21 protein-coding genes are annotated in these 18,809 nt (G+C 34.9%); 10 read left to right on the top strand and 11 right to left on the bottom strand.

Annotated features, from left to right (window positions below):
* Positions 1-8: 8 nt before the first annotated feature.
* From HBN50_RS16185 to udk, 4 genes are read right to left on the bottom strand one after another with little or no spacing between them, the layout of a single operon-like run.
* On the bottom strand, positions 9-443 hold the full coding sequence (locus tag HBN50_RS16185; protein WP_273871769.1) for a hypothetical protein: 435 nt from the start codon (positions 441-443) through the stop codon (positions 9-11).
* On the bottom strand, positions 436-1,059 hold the full coding sequence (locus tag HBN50_RS16180) for a hypothetical protein (RefSeq protein ID WP_273871767.1): 624 nt from the start codon (positions 1,057-1,059) through the stop codon (positions 436-438). Before HBN50_RS16180 ends, HBN50_RS16185 begins: the two co-directional genes overlap by 8 nt.
* A gap of 36 nt (positions 1,060-1,095) precedes the next feature.
* Positions 1,096-2,703 carry a ribonuclease J gene (locus tag HBN50_RS16175; protein WP_273871766.1) on the bottom strand — a complete coding sequence of 536 codons (1,608 nt, stop codon included), beginning with the start codon at positions 2,701-2,703 and terminating at the stop codon, positions 1,096-1,098.
* A 3-nt stretch (positions 2,704-2,706) separates the two neighbouring features.
* Positions 2,707-3,384 carry a uridine kinase gene (udk, locus tag HBN50_RS16170; protein WP_273871763.1) on the bottom strand — a complete coding sequence of 226 codons (678 nt, stop codon included), beginning with the start codon at positions 3,382-3,384 and terminating at the stop codon, positions 2,707-2,709.
* Positions 3,385-3,513: 129 nt separating this feature from the next.
* On the opposite strand from udk, the gene HBN50_RS16165 reads away from it, so the two are divergent.
* From HBN50_RS16165 to HBN50_RS16120, 10 genes are all read left to right on the top strand, one after another.
* A complete protein-coding gene (locus HBN50_RS16165) occupies positions 3,514-5,034 on the top strand; it encodes an ABC transporter substrate-binding protein (protein ID WP_273871760.1) in 1,521 nt (506 codons plus the stop codon).
* Entirely contained in the window at positions 5,024-5,995 is a 972-nt protein-coding gene (locus HBN50_RS16160) for a 50S ribosomal protein L11 methyltransferase (RefSeq protein ID WP_273871759.1), read from the top strand. The genes HBN50_RS16165 and HBN50_RS16160 overlap by 11 nt, the downstream gene beginning before the upstream one ends.
* A 6-nt stretch (positions 5,996-6,001) precedes the next feature.
* Positions 6,002-6,706 carry an RsmE family RNA methyltransferase gene (locus tag HBN50_RS16155; RefSeq protein ID WP_273871758.1) on the top strand — a complete coding sequence of 235 codons (705 nt, stop codon included), beginning with the start codon at positions 6,002-6,004 and terminating at the stop codon, positions 6,704-6,706.
* Positions 6,707-6,758: 52 nt separating this feature from the next.
* Complete coding sequence (locus HBN50_RS16150; RefSeq protein WP_273871757.1) at positions 6,759-7,532, top strand: RDD family protein; 774 nt, start codon at positions 6,759-6,761, stop codon at positions 7,530-7,532.
* A complete protein-coding gene (gene rfaE2, locus HBN50_RS16145) occupies positions 7,525-7,986 on the top strand; it encodes a D-glycero-beta-D-manno-heptose 1-phosphate adenylyltransferase (RefSeq protein ID WP_273871756.1) in 462 nt (153 codons plus the stop codon). The genes HBN50_RS16150 and rfaE2 overlap by 8 nt, the downstream gene beginning before the upstream one ends.
* Positions 7,983-8,327 carry a hypothetical protein gene (locus tag HBN50_RS16140; protein ID WP_273871755.1) on the top strand — a complete coding sequence of 115 codons (345 nt, stop codon included), beginning with the start codon at positions 7,983-7,985 and terminating at the stop codon, positions 8,325-8,327. The genes rfaE2 and HBN50_RS16140 overlap by 4 nt, the downstream gene beginning before the upstream one ends.
* Positions 8,328-8,511: 184 nt before the next feature.
* Entirely contained in the window at positions 8,512-9,345 is an 834-nt protein-coding gene (locus tag HBN50_RS16135; RefSeq protein WP_273871754.1) for a flagellin N-terminal helical domain-containing protein, read from the top strand.
* Between the two features lie 287 nt (positions 9,346-9,632).
* The gene (locus HBN50_RS16130) at positions 9,633-10,463 is read left to right on the top strand and encodes a flagellin N-terminal helical domain-containing protein (RefSeq protein ID WP_273871753.1); all 831 of its coding nucleotides are present in this window, start codon (positions 9,633-9,635) and stop codon (positions 10,461-10,463) included.
* A gap of 163 nt (positions 10,464-10,626) precedes the next feature.
* Positions 10,627-11,292, top strand: a complete 666-nt coding sequence (locus HBN50_RS16125) for a PilZ domain-containing protein (RefSeq protein WP_273871752.1) — start codon at positions 10,627-10,629, stop codon at positions 11,290-11,292.
* On the top strand, positions 11,289-12,041 hold the full coding sequence (locus HBN50_RS16120) for a UDP-2,3-diacylglucosamine diphosphatase (RefSeq protein WP_273871751.1): 753 nt from the start codon (positions 11,289-11,291) through the stop codon (positions 12,039-12,041). Before HBN50_RS16125 ends, HBN50_RS16120 begins: the two co-directional genes overlap by 4 nt.
* On the opposite strand, the gene HBN50_RS16115 is transcribed toward HBN50_RS16120, so the two are convergent.
* The 7 genes from HBN50_RS16115 to HBN50_RS16085 are packed head-to-tail and all read right to left on the bottom strand — an operon-like array spanning position 12,033 to position 18,795.
* Positions 12,033-13,637 carry a DNA repair protein RecN gene (locus tag HBN50_RS16115; protein WP_273871750.1) on the bottom strand — a complete coding sequence of 535 codons (1,605 nt, stop codon included), beginning with the start codon at positions 13,635-13,637 and terminating at the stop codon, positions 12,033-12,035. The genes HBN50_RS16120 and HBN50_RS16115 overlap by 9 nt on opposite strands.
* Positions 13,630-14,535, bottom strand: a complete 906-nt coding sequence (locus HBN50_RS16110; protein WP_273871748.1) for an NAD(+)/NADH kinase — start codon at positions 14,533-14,535, stop codon at positions 13,630-13,632. Before HBN50_RS16110 ends, HBN50_RS16115 begins: the two co-directional genes overlap by 8 nt.
* Positions 14,535-14,900, bottom strand: a complete 366-nt coding sequence (locus tag HBN50_RS16105) for a response regulator (RefSeq protein ID WP_273871746.1) — start codon at positions 14,898-14,900, stop codon at positions 14,535-14,537. Before HBN50_RS16105 ends, HBN50_RS16110 begins: the two co-directional genes overlap by 1 nt.
* Entirely contained in the window at positions 14,878-16,401 is a 1,524-nt protein-coding gene (locus HBN50_RS16100) for a sensor histidine kinase (RefSeq protein ID WP_273871745.1), read from the bottom strand. Before HBN50_RS16100 ends, HBN50_RS16105 begins: the two co-directional genes overlap by 23 nt.
* Complete coding sequence (locus tag HBN50_RS16095) at positions 16,353-16,973, bottom strand: hypothetical protein (RefSeq protein ID WP_273871744.1); 621 nt, start codon at positions 16,971-16,973, stop codon at positions 16,353-16,355. Before HBN50_RS16095 ends, HBN50_RS16100 begins: the two co-directional genes overlap by 49 nt.
* Positions 16,970-18,658 (bottom strand): glycosyltransferase family 9 protein, encoded by a 1,689-nt coding sequence (locus HBN50_RS16090; RefSeq protein ID WP_273871743.1) that lies wholly within the window; start codon positions 18,656-18,658, stop codon positions 16,970-16,972. The genes HBN50_RS16095 and HBN50_RS16090 overlap by 4 nt, the downstream gene beginning before the upstream one ends.
* A complete protein-coding gene (locus tag HBN50_RS16085) occupies positions 18,655-18,795 on the bottom strand; it encodes a hypothetical protein (protein WP_273871741.1) in 141 nt (46 codons plus the stop codon). Before HBN50_RS16085 ends, HBN50_RS16090 begins: the two co-directional genes overlap by 4 nt.
* Positions 18,796-18,809 lie beyond the last annotated feature (14 nt).

The following is an 18,809-nucleotide window of genomic DNA, read 5'->3' as shown; positions in this document are numbered from 1 at the left end:
CTTTTTTTTTACTCTTCTTCCAATTCTTCTGTATCTTCAATAACAACATTTTTCAATTTATCATTGAACGATTGGGCCATCATCGTAACAAAACGATTTAAGTACTTGAATGTGTCATCTTGAAATGATTCGGGACATTCGATTAATAATTTTGAATTATTATACTGAACATTAGTTAGGAAAAGGCGGAAAGGACCATTTTCTAGAACTTTCCAAGAAAGAGAGTATTTGTCTCTTGGAAATCCACCATTACCAAATTTGTCATTCGCCTTTTCTGGTATAAGCTCAGAAATTAAAACATCAAACTCAGCCGCAACACCACTGTCACGAAGCTCTCTTTCAATATTCAAAATTTCTCTTGCCGCTTTTGATTTGATTGCTTTTTTTGGCGCTTCTTTTTCCATGATTTCATTCATCATGTTTTGAAGTTGATCTTTATTCACTTTTAAAACCTTTTAATCGTTCTTCGAGATCTTTTGAGTCACTATCTTTAACATGAAGTTGAACATATGTCTCAATATAGTCGTTATCAACGTTTATCTTGTATTCATTTAAAATGTAGCTTGGTGTCTGTTCTTGGTCCCATAATTTCTTTTTAAAATTATATATGTAAACTCCAGCCTCGGGTGTATCTGCTGTTGTGAGTTGGTTAGTTATTGGAACCCATTTATGATCGATATATAACTGAAAGTGTTCAGGACATAAATGAAGCTTGTCTATCTCTTTAATACATTTTTGACAGAACTCATGTTCGCAAATTGAACAAACTCCAGCACTTTGAATCAAAGTATGGTTCTTACAAAATCCAGTACTAGCAGTTGGGCCTGGAGTTTGAAATGTATTACTAATTTCTCGCGCTGACTTTTTCCATTCTGGTTCGTCATTAGTTGTCGATAAAGTGACTGGGTTTAAATCTGTAGTCGATAAATGTTTTTTGCATTCAGGTCTATTCTTGAAAAGGTAATAGACGACTAAGCCTACCAATGTAAGTAGGAGTAGCATTGTAATAACAATTAATACGACAAGAAGTAGTACAACTTTTTCATTTGAGATATCCATAATTAAATTATACTAGTGTGGAATTAGTTTACAAGCTTAAACGAAGTGTACTGTTGTTATGGGCTTGTATCCAAGAATATTATTGAAGTATCGACGTGTCTCGATGCGGATTTCTTCTTGAGTCTTCTCTATAAGTTTAATCTTTCTATCCTTTAACGAAGTCTTTAGAAATTCTTCAAAACTCTCTTTGTGATTATCAATAAATAGAGGCAGACCCATGAAATCGACGTTTATCTGTGGTCTTCTCTTTGCTAATGAGTCTTTATTGATGGAGATAAAAATAGCACCATTACAAGCAAGCTTTCTACGCTCAGAGATTTTTGTTTTTTCGATAACAAGATAATTTCCATGTATTAAAAGTGGTTCAGGAGAATCCTTTACTTGTTCAATTTTTACTTTGTTATTGTCAAAAATAACTTTGTCAAAGTTCTTAAGGGTGATTGGCTTTGTTTTTGGGAATTTGTCTTTGATCCAATCCACATGCTTGTGTATGAATGCAGTCTCTCCATGGATAGGAATTGCTATGTTCGGATCAAATTTAGAATAAAGTATTTCTAAATCTCTTTTTCCTGGATGCCCTGAAACATGAATATTCGCATCTGCTACAGTGATGGCCTTTGCATTAAAGCTATAAATTGAATTAAGAAGAAGTGAAATTTTCTTCTCATTCCCAGGAATTGATTTAGAGCTCAAAATAAATGTATCATTTTGATTTATTTTGAAACGGCTATCCTCTCCAATGGCAACTCTACGAAAAGAGCCTTTGAAGTCACCTTGGCAACCAGTAAGAAGAACGATCAGTTTTTTGTCATTGGGATCAATTGAATCAACATCTCTAAGAACTGAAGTGTCGGTAATTATCCCCGCTTCAATAGCACTATCAATGTAAGAGATCATTGATCTTCCATGAGGAACAACTCTTCGACCTAGTTTCTTCGCAAGATCTAAAATTGTTTTAATTCTAAAAATATTAGAGGCAAACGTTGTTACAAATAGTCTTTCATTAGAGTTTTTTATGATCGACTCAAAATCAGAGATTAAACTTTCTTCGCTAGGCGTTTTAAGATTATTACTTAAAATATTTGTACTATCAGCAAGAAGAATTTTTGTTTTACCTTTTGAGTAAGAAAGAAGCTTTTCGAAATCAAAATCAGGTTCATAAATTGGTTTTTCATCTATTTTAAAATCCGAAACAAGAAAGAGTGATTTGTCTTCATTGTTAACAAGAATACCGTAGGTATCAGGAATAGAATGATTAACTTGGATTGGAATAATAGTTGTATCATCTAACTCTATTTTCGAATCTCTTTTATAAACATGGACTTTCTTACTTAGTTTTTTACGAGCGAGCTTTTTTTCGATTAATAGTTTTGCAAACTCTGGGGCCCAAACTTCAATCTGTGGATAAGATTCAAGAAAGTGAACAATAGCACCAATATGGTCTTCATGCCCATGTGTTATGATTAATTTTGTAGGTTTATCTTCTACAAAGCTCAAGTCAGGAATGAGGTAGTTTAAGTCAAAAAAATCCTCGTAAGGAAATAGAATTCCACAATCAATTAAAAAACAATCTTTCTTCGTTTTAATCAATGTTGAGTTTGATCCAATCTGACCAACACCACCAATAGGTCTAATTTCTAACAAGTTTTAAGCATCCTTAACGTTTAATTCAGAATTCTCATAATTAAGATGACTTCTTTCTAACTTGTGATCCCTAGTTCTGTCAAAGCAGAGTTCTCTTACTTTCGCACTGAGGATGGATGCCGCAATATCAGTTTCTTCACCAACAACAAAATCAGCATGCTGTCTTTGTGGATCTAGATATTTTTGGTACATAGGGCGAACTGTTTCATAATATTGCTCGATAACCGATTCAACAGAGCGTCCTCTCTCCTTTACGTCTCTGTTCATTCTTCGCGCAAAACGAATATCTGAATCAACGTGGAGAAAAGATCTGATATCAAGCAAGTTTCTAATCTCTTGATCAAAAAGAGTAAAAATCCCTTCAAATAGGATAATGTCTGTTGCTTTTATCTTAACTGTCTCACTTAAACGGCTAGACGTTTTAAAATCGTAGACTGGAGCTTCTATGTCTTTTCCCTCTTTCAACTGACTTAAATGAGTTCTAAGTAATTCCCAGTCAAATGCACCAGGATGGTCATAGTTAGGTTTACCTTTGCAGGTAAAAAACTCTTTTGGTTGCTCTGGGAGATAGTAAGAATCCATGTGTAAAATTGGTAATTCAAAATCGCATTGCTTTTGAAGTTTTTTGGCAAACGTTGTCTTTCCAGAACCAGACCCACCACAGATACCAATAATGTACATTCTTATTCTCCAGATTTTTGATGCTAAAACTTTTAAATTATTAACATGAGTTGTTTACTGATCAAAGACTAGAAGTAATAATTATAACGTGTGTCAAAAGAAGTTACATATAAAATCAAGAGGTTAAGTTTGATAAAGCAAGGACTTTGGTTTCTACTATTTTTATTTTCACTCTCGGTAAATGCGACAACCATTTCTGTCGCTCTATCATCATCGCCCAGTAACCTCAGTCCATTCTTTAATGTCGATGCAAATTCACAGAACCTTAATCGTCTCATTCATACGTCTTTGATTGATGTCGATGAGAATATGGAGCCTGTATGTCGTTTGTGTGAATCTTTTGAAGAGCGATTTGATAATGGAAAACAAATATTAAAATTCACGCTTAAAAAAGGTGTTAAGTTTTGGGATGCCAAAGAGATTAAGGCGATTGATATAAAAAGAGCTCATGAATTATTCACTGATACTAAGGAAATAAAATCAATCTTTCGCTTTGCTTTTGGAAGGATAAAAGAAGTTCGTGTTCTGAGTGAGTATGTTGTTGAGTTGGTCTACGAAGAGTTCAAGTTAGATAACATTGCAAACCTCGTTCTTTTTAAAATCCTGAAGTTGAGTAGAGATTGGAAAGAAGGAAGGCCTGAGGTTACTGAAATAATAGGAGCTGGAGATTATACGCCCTCTCATATTTCAGAACTCTCAATTAAACTCAAGGCCCTTAAACCGAGTCTATCTGATATTGAATTTAAAGTCGTAAAAGATGAGACGACTCTCGCCTTGAAGCTAATTAATAATGAGATTGATGTTTCTTTTGCTGATATTAGTGCACGGAAATTTGATTGGTTAAAAAAGCGTGCTGATCATCTCGCCTTTTATTCTAGACCTAGTTCTAATTATAAATATCTCAGTCCTAATCATGAAAACGAACATCTAAAAGAGCTGAATGTTAGAAAGGCGCTATCTCATCTTATTGAGCGAGAGAAGATTAAGCTCTTCAAATTTAAAAATAATATCACGTTGGCAAAGTCTCTCTTTTCTAAAGACTTTCCAGCGATCTATCAGAATTTTTCTATTGATGAGTATTCACCTGAAAAGGCAAAGAAGCTATTAGAAGAGATTGGATATCAAAGAGATGAAAAGGGATGGCATAAGAATAATCGATATATAGAATTAAATTGGATCTCTAATAACAATAAGTCGACTATTGAGCTCGTAAAGACAATGATAAAAAGCTTTGAAAGTTTTGGATTGAAAATTAATCTCACAGTTCAGGAATGGGGTACATTCATGAAAGGGATTAAAAAATCCAATTTTGACTTAGTATTTGCTCAATGGGTTGGTTTTACTGGGCCGGAAATGCTTGAATACGTGTTTCATACAAAGTCTTTTCCTCCTAAAGGTGGAAATAGAGGTAAGTACAGTAATAGTAAATTCGACGAGTTAGTTGATAAGGCATCGATTGAAACAAAGAAAGATAAGAGAAATTTTTATTACAAAAAAGCATTGGCCATTGCAAACGACGACTATTCATATATAAATCTATGGCACCCAAATCATATGCTGATAACAAGAAAATGTATTGATGGATTGAAGATCTATCCTAACGGAAGTTTTATCGGTTTAAATAAATTAGTGAGTCGTTGTGGAAATTAAAAACTTTAACATTGTTGTAATTGATTTTTCTAAAAATGTAGAACTTGAAGAAGGGATTAAAAGTCTCGCAATAACTGAGTTCTCTTGTGATGGTATTGAGGACTTCTCTTTAGATGAGCCGACAGTAGATTCTATTTTAGGAGAGAGAGCCTATTCAGGTGGTGATGTACCTGAGTCAGTTATCGATGAAGTATCAGAGCGTGCAAATGCTCAGACAAATGATTACAAAGTTAAGTTCTATTTTTTCACTGATAATTGCGAAGAAAATGCAAAAGATTTCTATGAGGCCGTGAAAGAAGTTGAAGGTCTTAGCGTAGAAATGGCTCAAGAGGAATATTCTGATTGGAACGATGAGTGGAGAAAGCACTATCGTCCAATTGAGGTCTCTAGCCGAATGACAGTTATTCCTGAGTGGTTTAAAGAAGAAGGCTATAAGGAAAATGATAATGCTGTTTATATCTACCCTGGAATGGGATTTGGTACAGGTGAGCATGAAACGACTTTTCTTTGTTTAAAGCACTTAGATAATATTAGAGATGAACTTCCTGAAGAAGGAACATGTTTAGATTTTGGATGTGGTTCAGGGATTTTGGGTATCGGTACTATCAAGATGAAGAATATGTTGGTTGAGTTTTGTGACATCGATCCGGCAGCTCTTGATAATTGTGTTCAGAACTTAGAATTGAACCTTGTTGAGTCTAGGCTTAATGGCCACAGACTTGTTATTCGTAATAGGTTTACTCCAAAGAAATACGATATTGTCTTTGCAAATATTCTTGAGCATGTACTTAAGACAGAAAAAGAAGTGCTTCTCGATTCATTAAAGCCAGGAAGCTTTTTGATTCTTTCTGGAATCTTAAATGAGCAAGTTGATGGAATCTTAGAGGAGTATTCAAGTCTTGAGAATATTTCAGTTCTTTCTAAAGGGGACTGGAGTGCAATATTAATGAAGAAGAACTAGGTCTTTATGAGAGCTGTATTTCTTAATGAGTTTAAGAGTGGAGATGACATTGCTGAGATTACTGGCGATAGTGCACATCATCTAGTTAAAGTTGTACGAATTAAACCGGAAGAAAAGATTCTTGTTTTAAATGGTCTGGGGGATCACTTTGAATGTGACGTTCAGTCTGTTTCTAAGAAAAGTGTTACGGTTCAAATTTTGGCGCAAAAGAAACTTGAGAAAAAGCACAATATTGATCTTGCTCTTTGTCCTCCTAAAAAAGATGCAACGGCTGACATATTAAAATATTCAGTTGAATTGGCGATAAATAAAGTTTTTCCGATTGAGAGTCAGTATTCTCAGTTAAAGATCGAAAATAACGAGAGGACATTTCGTCTAATTGAATCTGCAATGATTCAATCTAATAATCCGTACCTTTTAGAAATTGAAGAAAGTCGTAACTTTGAAAATCTAGATGAGCTTTTTAAAGATTATGATTTCATCTATTACTTCTCATCACATTCAAATATTAAGCAATGTGAAAAGCTTGAAAATAAGCATAGCATTTTAATTATTATTGGACCTGAAGCTGGATTATCTTATGAAGAAGAGGAGTTTCTTCTTACTCATAAGAAAGTGAATGTTGTCCATTTTGATTCTTGGATTCTAAGATCGCAAACGGCCGTATGTAGCGCTGTTGGATATGTTTTTGGCCTGATGCAAAGTGTTTGATGCTTTGTGTATTTTATGAGATTCTTTTAAAGAACTAACCCTAGAGAGAAGTATGCAAAATACAACAGAAAAACCATCTAGTAGTAAAATGCCAATGGAAGAAATCAACTTTGACTTTGATGAGTTTAACTTTAAGCCGATTAATAAAGGGCTTGGATTCCACCATGGTGAAAAGGACAAGTTAACACATATTAAGAAAAGTGTTCAGCCAGTTCGACAAGGTGGGAGCGTTTCATCGGCGCAAATGCCATCAACTAAGCCAGCTTCATCTCAACATGCTAATATCTCAGTATCTCAAGAGGCATCTTCTAAAATGATGGGTATGCCATCTGACCTCCAAGCTTTCTATGGTGGCTCGGCAAATGTTCAAAATAATAGACAAGAAATAAAAGCAACTTCAAACAAGTTGAAAGTAGAAGTCGAAAAGAAGTATCAAGAAGCTTCTCTGGCCCTGACTTTTAGCTCTTGGCTCATTGATATAACATTGATCTTGGCCATGTTCAGTGCATTTGTTTTTGGTTTTACACAAGTCGTGGGGATCAATGCATTAGAGTTTTTAAAAGTTATTGAATTTGAAATGATGGCAATATTTGGGGCTTTCTTTTGTCTTGTATACCTAAGTTATTTTTCAATTCTTGATTTAACTTCAAGTCCAGGAAAGAGTCTTTTGAATTTAAGATTAATTGGAAATGAAGAGAAGTTATCATTCAAGTCGACGACGATTCGTTCAATAATCTCTCTGCTTTCAATCTTACTTATTGGTCTTCCAGCTTTAATTGATTTTAGTGGTAAACTTTCGGATACGAAGGTTGTTGAAAATGACTAAGCTAAGTAATGAAGATAAATCTTTTTTAGCCGCAAACAGCAATAAGAAAGTTGTTTTCACAAATGGTTGTTTCGATATTCTACACTCAGGGCACGTCCTCTATTTGAATGATGCCAAAGCTCAGGGGGACATTCTCGTTGTAGGATTAAACTCGGATGCTTCTGTTAGAAGACTTAAAGGTGAAGATCGCCCAATTAATAGCGAACTTGATCGCAAATATGTTTTAGAGAATTTAAAAGCTATCGACAGAGTCTTTATTTTTGAAGAAGACACTCCATATGAACTCATAAAAGAAGTTATGCCAGATGTCCTCGTGAAGGGAGGCGACTGGGCAGTTGAGTCTATTGTGGGTCACGATATCGTTCTTGCAAAAGGCGGAGAAGTAAAAAGTTTAATTTTTAAAGAAGGTTACTCTACTTCAGGTCTAATAAAGAATGTTCAGGGTAAAAGTTGATTTATAGAATTTCCTATACCTTTAAGCAGAAAACTTACGATCTCTACAGCTTAAAAAAAATTACAGGCCAAGGCCTTGTTACACTTCCTTGCAATTCTGATAATGAGCTTCTCTTCTATATTTGTTCTTCTTTATACAATGCAAGAGACGTCATACTCATTGAAAGTGAAGAAAATAGTTTTGAAGACTCACTTGAGCTTAATAAGAGACAGTCTTTTACAAATAATAAAGTATTCCTATCAATTGCTACACGAAAAATTCTCAATGGATTTTCCGCTGATTCTAACACATTAAATTTTCACCGATTTAGCCAATCTCTTAAAGAAAAACTCAATACCTGATCAATTGAGGCAATTATAAGTTATTGAAAAAACTCGCCTTTTTCGATTAAAACTTCTCAAGTATATTTCTGAGTCTCCGTAGAGGTTATTGCCTGTGCTGGGAAACACAGGTGTTTTAAACATCTTCGACAAGGTTGTCTTAGATGCAATTCACAAGGAGGTTTGACGATTCGAGGAGATTAGTATGGGTTTAAGAATTAACACAAATGTTCAATCATTAGCTGCGCAAAGAAGTCTAGGACAAGTTAAGACTGCGCAAAATAGTTCGCTAGAAAAACTAGCTTCAGGTAATAGAATTAATAAAGCGGGAGACGATGCTGCAGGTCTTGCGATTAGTGAAAAGTTAAAAGCTAACATTAAGTCGACTAGACAAGCAACGAGAAACGCCGGAGATGGTATCTCTATGATTCAAACAGCTGAAGGTGGTCTAAATGAGGTTTCTAACATTCTAACAAGACTGAGAGAACTATCGGTTCAATCAGCTTCAGACACTGTTGGAGATACTGAGAGAAAGTTTACTGATATGGAATTCCAATCTCTTGTAAAAGAAGTTGATAGAATTGCAGAGTCGACTCAATTTAACGGGAAAAACCTATTAAATGGACAAGGCGAAACATTAGATTTTCAAATTGGTATCAATAATAATGCTGAGAATGATAGAATTTCATACCAGCCACAAGATTCTAGCGCTAAAACAGCAGATATCGGTCTTGAAGGCCTAAGTGTTGCATCGAAAGGTGGAGCACAGGAAAACCTAGAAGCAATTGATACAGCAATTTCTAGGATTTCTGAGAACAGAGCAAACCTAGGTGCGCTCCAGAACAGACTTCAATCGACAATCTCTAACCTTGAAGTTTCTGTTGAAAACCAATCAGCAGCGAACTCGAGAATCAGAGACACTGATATTGCTTCTGAATCAGCTGAACTAGCGAGAACTAATATTCTTTCTAACTCAGCAACTTCAGTGCTTGCACAAGCTAACCAGTCTGGGCAAGGCGCACTAAGATTGATCGGTTAAGAAACCAAGAATCAGCAAACAAACTTCCAAAGGCCCCTATCATTATAGGGGCCTTTTTTTTTCCTTTTTTTATAATCTAAAGTGGCACAGTCCTTTCTATCCAAAAACCATACCAAAAAAATCAAGTTCTAAGTTATTGAATTTATAGCCGATCACTATGTTTTTTTAGAAAAAGCAGAGTGATTAACTAAAGTATTTTGCCGTAGCGGCGATAGGGTTAGTGTCTGACAAAATAACTCAGACAAAAAAAATGGCGAAACTATTAACATTTGAAAGGAGTAAGGAAAATGGGACTTAGAATTGCTACAAACATTGCATCACAAACAGTACAGAAAAACCTAAGAGAAGTATCTTCACAAGGTAAGGACTCTCTTGAAAAACTATCGAGCGGTAAACGTATTACGAAAGCCGCTGACGATGCTGCGGGACTTGCGATCGCAAAGAACTTAGAAGCTCAAACTAGAGGTCTAAGAGCTGCGACAAGAAACGCGAATGACGGTGTCTCTTTAGTTCAAACAGCTGAAGGGGGTTTAAACGAAACATCAAACATCCTGACTCGTTTAAGAGAGTTAACTGTTCAGGCCGCTTCAGACACAGTTGGTGATACTGAAAGAGGTTTCCTAGACAAGGAATTTCAACAGTTAACATCAGAAGTTGATAGAATTGCGGAAGCAACAACATTCAACGGCTCGAACGTTCTTAACGGTGAAGGTGATACGAAAGATATTCAAGTAGGTTCATTTGACGGTGAACAAAACAGAATTACTTTCGATGCTGGAGAAACTAATGCCACGGCTGATTCGATTGGTGTAGCGAGTGCTTCAATTGCAGATAAAGATAGTGCCCTAGACTCTATGGCACAAGTGGACGAAGCAATTGAAAAAGTATCAGGATTTAGAGCGAACCTTGGTGCGATTCAGTCAAGACTTGAGTCAACTGTATCAAACCTTGAAGTACAAACACTGAATCAGGAAAGCGCAAGATCAGTAATCGAAGACGTAGACGTAGCAGAGGAATCAGCAAAACTAGCTTCGAACAACGTAATCAAAAACTCTGGTATCTCGACTTTAGCGCAAGCGAACGGGATTCCAAACTCAGCACTAAGACTAGTAGGATAATTAAGAAATAAGGTTTAGGAAGGGCGCCCACCCTTCCTTCTCCTTTCAAACTCGGAATGAGTAGTTGGCAATGTTACTTGTTCCCGAAAGCCCATTTTACCTCCCTGACATTGCCCGTGTTAGGGAGGTTTTTTAGAGGCCTTTTGGGATGGAGATAGCGAAAGTGGATAATAAAGGAATCATTAATGAAATTACTAGAGCAGAGTGTGAAGGTTATTTGTGGGATCTTAATAACGGCAACTTAATAAAGGTACCTGTTAAATTAAGATCTCACTCTCTTCATAGAAAAGAATTTCATTTTGATTTTGATAAAAAATTCAGCACTGTCATTACAAATTTTATAAAGGGCTCAGGACTTGTAAAAGTCTTTATTCCTCGTTTTAAAGTTGCTTTTGAAGTTGATCTCATTAAGCTCGAAGAAAAAAATCTAAGAACATCATTCCCCAAAAAAATTAAAAGATTTGAAAGAAGAGAGACTCCAAGATTTGAGCCTCTATTTTCAATTCAATTTCTTATTGGTGGAAAGAAATTTGAGTGCTTTGATATAAGTGAAGGTGGTTTCTCAGTTGTTCTTGGTACGTTGGAGCTGCCATATCTTAAATGGAAAGAAGGTCAAAAATCGAAAGGCCAAATTAAATTTCCTCTAAGAAATATCGATATTGAAGCGACAATTGTTGCTGTTCAAAAAATTCCTCCCTATAAAAATGATCGTTTTATGTATGGAGCTTACAGAATATCGTTCATGTTTTCCGAGAAATATGCTTCAATGAAGCCTGAGATCGAAAAGTTGATGGTCTCTATTGGAAAATTAATGAGCGATTTATCATGAGTTTATATTTCATTTCAGACGTCCATGTAAAACAACCTAATGATTTCGGTGATCAATTACTTACTCTTTTTCTGCGCCAAGACTTTCAAAGGGGAGATGAAGTCTATCTTCTAGGTGATATTTTTGATTTAATGATTGGCGGACATGAAGAGTATTTCGAAGACTATTCTAATTTTTTTAAAACATTGAAAGACATAATTTCAATAGGAGTAAAAGTTTATTTCTTTGAAGGGAATCATGATTTTCATTTAGAAAAACTATTTGAAAAGTTTAAAAAGAAGCATGCAATTGAAGAAGGATCACTTGTCGTTGTTAGAGGTATTTTAGTTAAAGAAATTGCTGGAAAGAAATATCACATTTCACATGGTGATGATATTGAGATAGAAAACCCAAATTACCAGCGATACAAGAAGATCGTTAATAATCCTCTTATGAGATGTGTTGCTAATTATATAATGCCTTATTCCCTATTAAATTTAATTGGAAAAAATGCATCGAGTGCATCACGAAAAAGAAATGAATCCAGATATCAAGTTACTGATGATTCTCATGTAAAAGATAAGTTTAGAAGATCTGTTTTAAATGTTCTCGAAGATGAACATTATGACTTTCTCATTTGTGGCCACAGTCATGTAAAAGACGATGTTATCCTAAAGCAATGTCGTTATCTAAATGGCGGTTACGCTAGAATTGAAAAGCAATGTATTAAAATTAAATCAAATGAAGTGACGTTCATTTCTCTAATTTAATGGCGCCATTAATTCGATAACTTCCCTTTTGTTCTTTCCTGTAATCTCTTCTACTTTGGAAATAGTTCTTTTGTTGTGAGAACTTTTTGACACGAGAATAAGTTTGTCAGAAAAACTAGCGATTTGTGGAAGGTGAGTAATGGCAATGACTTGCGAATTTTTTGAAACTTCATAAAGCGATTTACCTATTGCTAGTGCCGTTTCACCTCCGACTCCTGTATCAATTTCATCAAATAAGAAAACAGATATAGATTCATTAGAAGAGAGTATTTGTCTTAACGATAAAAGAATTCTAGAAAGCTCACCACCTGAAGCAATATCTTTTATGGCAAAGTAACCTTCGCCAGGATTTGTTTCGGCCATAAAAATAAGAGAAGAAATTCCTCTTGGGCCCATTGTTTGTGACTCTTGAATTTTAATATCAAAAGTTGCACCATCCATTTTAAGTTGACGCACACTTTTTGTTAGAGCTTGGGAAAGCTTACTTGTCGCCTTTGAGCGTTTTTCATGAATCTCTTGGGCCAAGGCATAGGCCTTATTTTTTGTATCTTCTATTTGAGCACAAATATTGTGTAAATTGATTTCACTCTCATTGAGCTCATTTAACTCTTTTCTTAAATTCTCATATTCTTCAAGAATTGCTTCAATCGAACCACCAAATTTTCTTTTTAGCTTTTGATATAGGTCTAAACGATCGATGATATCGTCGATTGATTCATCTAGTGGTTCTTGGTCTATGTTTTTTGAAACTTCATAAGAGAGTTGTTCTACATTAGACTTAATTTCTTCTAGTAATGATGAAAAATCATGACTTGTCTGACTCGAAAGATTCTTACATTGATGGATCAAAGCCAAAATATTGGTATCACCATCTGAAATGATTTCTGACATAACTTGAAGAGCATTAATGTTTTTTTCGTAATTAAGAATACTCTCTTTCTTAGAAATAAGATTTTCTTCCTCGCCAATTTCTGGTGAGAGTTTTTCAATTTCATTGATCTGAAATTTTACAAATTCTTCTCGTTGTATTCTACTTGCGTTTAATTCGAGAAGTTCGTCTCTCTTGTTAAGTAGATCATTGTATTTTGAAAAATATATTTGGTATTTATCAACATCATTTTTTAGATTCGCGTATGAATCGAGAAGAATTAATTGATAATCATTTGAGAGAAGCTTTTGATTTTCGAATTGTCCAACAAGGTCGATAAACTTCTTCGAGAACGTTTGAAGAGCTGAAAGTGGACATGATTGATAATTCAAAAATGATTTAGACTTACCATTGGCATAAATGACTCTTTTAATCGTAATATCATCTTCTGTTGGGTAACCAATATCATCGAAGTAGCGATTTGTACTTTCAGAGGACCCAATAAATGTTGCTTCAATTGTTGCAAATTCACTATCTTTACGAACAAGTTTTCTATCGGCCCTTGCACCTAGAAGAAGCTGAATGGCATCTAAAATTAAACTCTTACCAGAACCCGTCTCACCTACTATTGAATTGAAACCACCTGAAAAATTAATCGTTTGGTCCTCAAAAGTAGCAAAGTTTTTAATTGATACTGTTTCAAGAGATAATTTTAGTGTTTTATCCATCTCGCCTACCGTGCTTAAACTTTTCTTTGAGAGTGTGATAGTAAGTTCTCTCTGGGTTTTTAACAATTTTCACATAGCGTGCTGTATTTTTTGTAATCACAACTCGCTCACCATTCTTTATAACAAAAGCCTCTTGCCCATCAAGTGTTAAAGTAACGGCTTCGCTAGAACTAGTTGGTTTTACAACAATCTTAGATCTATCAGAAATAACCATTGGGCGATGAGTTAGAGCGTGGGCGCAGATTGGAGTGAGTGCCATGCTATTAACTGATGGGTGAATAATTGGGCCACCAGCAGCAAGAGAATAGGCCGTAGAGCCAATCGGTGAACTGATAATTAGTCCATCACCTGCTAAGTTGTAGATATTTTCATCATCGGCTTCGACTTCAACAGTGAACATTCTTGAAATATCATTCTTATTGATGACGGCGTCATTGAGAAAATAGCTTTTAGATATTAGTTTTTCTTTCTTGAATATTTGAGCTGAGTAGAGGCAAAGCTTTGTCGTTTCGAATTTTCCATTAATGGCATGTTCGAGACCGTCATAAAATTCATGCTTAGCAAATTCAGTAATAAAGCCCAAGTGTCCCATGTTCACACCAAATACTGGTGGAGAATTTCTTTTACATTTTCGAGCATGACCAATGAATGTACCATCACCACCAAAAGTAATAATAAGATCGGATTGTTCATGGATTTCTTTTTCATTTAGAAATGTAATATTCTTAGGAACGTTTTTAAATATTTTTTTTATGCGCTCTAATTCTGTTGTTGCAAATGAAATAGTCTTTTTTCTACGCATGAGCCACTTTGTAAGATTTGGCAAAATCGTCGAGAATTCATTTACAACTCTTGGCTTTAAAATAATAGAAACGTGCTTAACTTTTTTAGAACTCATTAATTTTCTCCAAGAAATGTCTTAAGAGCTTCATTTATATTTTCAAAAGGTTTACCTAGTAAACGACATCCGTAGTACTCAGCTTTATTGAGAGTCTGTTCAGATGTATAGGCCGTGATGATAATAAATTTTTCGGATATTTCTTCTTTAGAAAATTTCTTTTTGGATTCTTCAATGACATCGAAGCCTGTTATGTCTTGAAGCATAAGATCACAGATGATTCGATCAAAATCCTTGTTTATGATTTGTTCAATCGCCATTTTTCCTGAGGACTCTATTGAGACATCTGCACCTTTTTTTTCCAAAAGTTTTTTTAAAGACTTTTGAATGAGAGGTTCATCTTCAATAAGTAGAATTTTCTTCATTTTTAATCACTAGTTTAAAACAAGCTCCATTGCTTTTATGGATAAATTCTAACTTACCACCGAGCTTTTTGGCTAGGTTTTGACAGATAGAAAGACCAAGACCTGTTCCTGTCTTCTTTGTTGTGTAAAATGGATCAAATATTTTATCAATAAAAGGTTTCGCAATACCTGGCCCATTATCCTCAACTTGAACAATGAAATAATCATTGTCCTTTTCCAGTGTAATATTGATTTGCTTGTCCCTTCTTTCAGTTGAATTTAAAGCTTGTGAACTATTAATAATGAGATTGAAAAGGATTTGAGAGACCCATGTAGGGTTTGTTGAAATTAAGAAGTCGCTATCATCTAATTCGTGGTGAATCTTCTTTTGAATTTGCTTCGATTCACTTTTTGCTAGTATGAGAGTCTCTTTAATTAAGCCTATGAGAGAGATCTTAGTATTTGTACTCTTGTCTTTATAAAGATGGGAGAAACTTTTAATAATTTGTTCACAGCGCTTAATTGACTCTGAGATCTCTTGAATCGTCTCTTTAGCATCTTCATTGAACTCTTCCATTAGAAGCATTGAAGTTGAAAGATTAAGCCCAAAAAGTGGATTTGAGAGCTCGTGTTGCAATGTGTTTAGTAGATCTCCAAGAAGAGAAATTCTCTCATGATGATAAATATTTGTTACCGAAGTTTCTGAAGGAAACGTAAGAGTAACAAGGTGACCATCGATTTCCTGTTGGAAGCTATCCTTTCCCTTAGCATCTCCTTGAGAGAGGTCGATTTCTAAAGGGAGATTTTTGATCAGTTCTTGTGCATATTCCTTTCGACGCTGAGTCGTTTCAAGATTAATATGTCTTTCAAAACTTTCGACAATGACACTCGTTAGAAATTTTAATTTATTGATTTCGCTTATGTCAGGAGGAAGAAAAGAATTGTTAGAAAGAACGATTATGAGACTAGAACCTCTTAGTCTTTGTGCATCAGCAAGAAAAAAGCCTGAAGAGTCAATGATCCCAGACAAAAGGGTCCCTTGATCAAATGAATGAGATTTACTTTTAGATATACTTGTAAAGAGCGAGTTGTACTTCTCAATTGGAACTTTCTTACCTTTTATAACGCCATCTCCCACAGTGTAACTATCAGCAGACTTATTCCCTAGTCTGTGAATGACAAATTGTAGTTGGCTTACATTTTTAAAAATAGGAGCATTGAAGATCGTTAGAAAAAATTCCTTTAAGGACTGAGATTTTCTTGTTTGGTCAATTGTTCTCATCATATCTTTCATACTGAGAGGTAAGTTCTCTGATGTGAAAGTTCCTTTTTTAAGTAAAGAAATTAAATGAGAATAATCAGAAGATTTAATTGAAACACTTGTATCTTGAATATTATTTTGAACTAAAAGAATTTCTGATTCTATATATGAGAAAAAAGATGATGAAGAGTCTTTCGACTCTTCATCTATTACTAAACTTCTCTTGTCTTTTTGAGTTCCGGTATGGCCTTTATTTTCCATTGAGTTAGGTTATCGATAAGTTCATATTCTAGCAAGTCGCTTAACATGATAATATCGTTCTTTTCCTTCGCTGGAACAAGGGCCTTCATAATAGAAAGAAGGTGTATTTCTAAAGATTGAAGCGTTTTGTTATCAACAAAGTAGCTTGGGTGAGCTCTTTTGATGTTCTTATGAATACGCGCCATTAATTGAATAAAAAGATCCATGATCTCGATGACTTCTGAGAAGTTTACATTTGCCTGATCGATCTTATTCTCATTGTACAACTTCAATGTTGTATGAATTTGTGCAATAACATTATCAATATATCCCGAACAAGAGTCTAAAGACATATAGGCCATCTCTAGTGAAGATTGCAACTTGAAGTTGATATGATTGAATGATGAGAACTCTATATCAAGACAAGTATTCTCCTCCTCAGGAGTTAACTCTTTACCATTGATCGTAATCGAAGTTACAACTTCTTCAGATCCTGCATGATTGTCTAGGATGTAGTCCATTATTTCGTGCACTGTTTTTTTATCATTGATTTTGTGGTCAATGATTTGATTGTTGACAGAAATCATTGTCATCGCAATTCCTTTGTCGATGTTTTAATATTAGTTTTCTCGTATTCCGTTACCGTCTTATTAATTAGATCAAAAATTAAACTCAAAAGCATAGAAGAGTCATTGTAAGTAAGAAATGAAGATTCCGATAGCTCTACAATATTTGAACCATGCAAATTAGACTTGCTTATTGTTAGGAAGTCTAGAACAGGGTGTAAACGTGAGAACGTGTTCTTCACGATTTCAAATAGCCCATCTATTTCATCAATCTTTGCAGAGTAAGATTTGATTTGTGCAAGATCTGGGGTTTTAGAAGAAATCTCTTCTAATATGTATCGTGAATATTTTTTTCCAAATTCACAGAGTTCATAACAGTGCTTTACTCCAGAAATATCATTTTTGAGTTCTGCATAAGCATTAGCTGATAATTCTGGAAATGATGCATCTTCTTCTGCTTCATTGAATAAAAATTGCCAAGCAATCGTATAAATATCTCTCATTGCTTCTTTCGAATTCAGGCTGTGCTTGATTACTCTTTCGACTCTTTGATGTCCATTTGCATTTGTCCTAGTCTTGAATAGTTCAACACCATTTAGTTGAAAGTGAGATGTTCCCTCTAATAGAGTTTGTTCCTCTAGTTCTTTTCCATCTAATAGGTTTGTAATTGCACAAATAACTACTTGATAAGGTATATCAGCATGACACTGATAATATGAACAACTTACATCCGGAAAACATGGATAACACTTTGTCTTAGGAGCAAGAACATAGTTACCGTCAGCATAAGGAGCCGTTTCTTGAGCTCTCGCATTTCCAAGGGCAATAGTAAGAGATTGTGTTCCTCTTGTTGCCGCGAGATGGCTAATGGCCGAATCATGGCCAACAAATAAAGTTTTGTCATCTAATAGGTTGTAAACTTCCTCAATATTTGTTTTACCAACTTTATTTTCAATTTGACCAAGAAAGCTTGCTAGTAGAGGTGTGTTGAGAATATCGTCACAATCAATTAAGTCTGATTTTGCTCCAACAATCGTTATTTTAAGATCTCTATTATCTTTAAGAAGTTTGTAAACGACTTCACTCCATTTCGAATTCTTCCATCGCTTTCTCTCTTGAGAAGCAAAAGGGTGAAGAACGATATGGCGACGCTTTTGATGCTTAACTTCAACTGATTTGATCGACTTAACACCGACAATATTTTTGAAAAGATCAACCAGGTTATACGGATTGAGATCTCCTCTCATAACAGTGGAGTATAGATATTGGCTCCACTTATCTTTGATCACTTTTTGAGCCGTCAGGTCATAATATGGCCCTACTTTAAATTCAGAGTGTATTAGGGAATGAAGATAGCTTGAAGTCTTACAAAAAGATAGATTAATACTAACACTGGCAGGGTGCTGATTAACTCTAAGTAGGAACTTACGTAGCTCACTCTTACATTTATCTAGTGTAATAGATTCATGTGATCTAAAAATCTTATCAGTATCTAGAAGAATGATATCATCGAATACATTTACTAGTAGAAATTTGAGAGGATTCGCATACTGCTTTCTGGCAACAAGAGTTAGTTCGATTTCAGGATGTTCTTCTTTGAGAAGTCTTGCCATTTGAAAAGTTTGAACTAGATCTCCAACTCGAGTGAGTTGAATTAATGTCATTCTCTTTTTTATTTCTTGAGGAGGTGTAGAAACGACTTTTGCGTTCATTTTGATTCCTCCTCAAGAAGAGAAGTTAATAAAAGAACTTCAAGATGCTTCTCGTTTATCTCTTGCTTTTCGTTTAGCGAGTGCTTAACTTCTTCAAGAGCTTCAAAAATTTCTTCCCTGAAATTATTACTGCTCATAAACCATCCTTGGT

This window comes from Halobacteriovorax sp. GB3 (assembly GCF_028649655.1).
In the GTDB taxonomy this organism is placed as follows: Bacteria; Bdellovibrionota; Bacteriovoracia; order Bacteriovoracales; family Bacteriovoracaceae; genus BSW11-IV.
This window is presented reverse-complemented; position numbering and strand designations above follow the sequence as displayed.

Coding starts and splice junctions, on each gene's coding strand:
- HBN50_RS16180 (WP_273871767.1), bottom strand. CDS start 1,059: ATGGATATCTCAAATGAAAAAGTTGTACTACTTCTTGTCGTATTAATT.
- udk (WP_273871763.1), bottom strand. CDS start 3,384: ATGTACATTATTGGTATCTGTGGTGGGTCTGGTTCTGGAAAGACAACG.
- HBN50_RS16155 (WP_273871758.1), top strand. CDS start 6,002: ATGAGAGCTGTATTTCTTAATGAGTTTAAGAGTGGAGATGACATTGCT.
- HBN50_RS16150 (WP_273871757.1), top strand. CDS start 6,759: ATGCAAAATACAACAGAAAAACCATCTAGTAGTAAAATGCCAATGGAA.
- rfaE2 (WP_273871756.1), top strand. CDS start 7,525: ATGACTAAGCTAAGTAATGAAGATAAATCTTTTTTAGCCGCAAACAGC.
- HBN50_RS16135 (WP_273871754.1), top strand. CDS start 8,512: ATGGGTTTAAGAATTAACACAAATGTTCAATCATTAGCTGCGCAAAGA.
- HBN50_RS16130 (WP_273871753.1), top strand. CDS start 9,633: ATGGGACTTAGAATTGCTACAAACATTGCATCACAAACAGTACAGAAA.
- HBN50_RS16120 (WP_273871751.1), top strand. CDS start 11,289: ATGAGTTTATATTTCATTTCAGACGTCCATGTAAAACAACCTAATGAT.
- HBN50_RS16115 (WP_273871750.1), bottom strand. CDS start 13,637: ATGGATAAAACACTAAAATTATCTCTTGAAACAGTATCAATTAAAAAC.
- HBN50_RS16110 (WP_273871748.1), bottom strand. CDS start 14,535: ATGAGTTCTAAAAAAGTTAAGCACGTTTCTATTATTTTAAAGCCAAGA.
- HBN50_RS16105 (WP_273871746.1), bottom strand. CDS start 14,900: ATGAAGAAAATTCTACTTATTGAAGATGAACCTCTCATTCAAAAGTCT.
- HBN50_RS16100 (WP_273871745.1), bottom strand. CDS start 16,401: ATGGAAAATAAAGGCCATACCGGAACTCAAAAAGACAAGAGAAGTTTA.
- HBN50_RS16095 (WP_273871744.1), bottom strand. CDS start 16,973: ATGACAATGATTTCTGTCAACAATCAAATCATTGACCACAAAATCAAT.
- HBN50_RS16090 (WP_273871743.1), bottom strand. CDS start 18,658: ATGAACGCAAAAGTCGTTTCTACACCTCCTCAAGAAATAAAAAAGAGA.
- HBN50_RS16085 (WP_273871741.1), bottom strand. CDS start 18,795: ATGAGCAGTAATAATTTCAGGGAAGAAATTTTTGAAGCTCTTGAAGAA.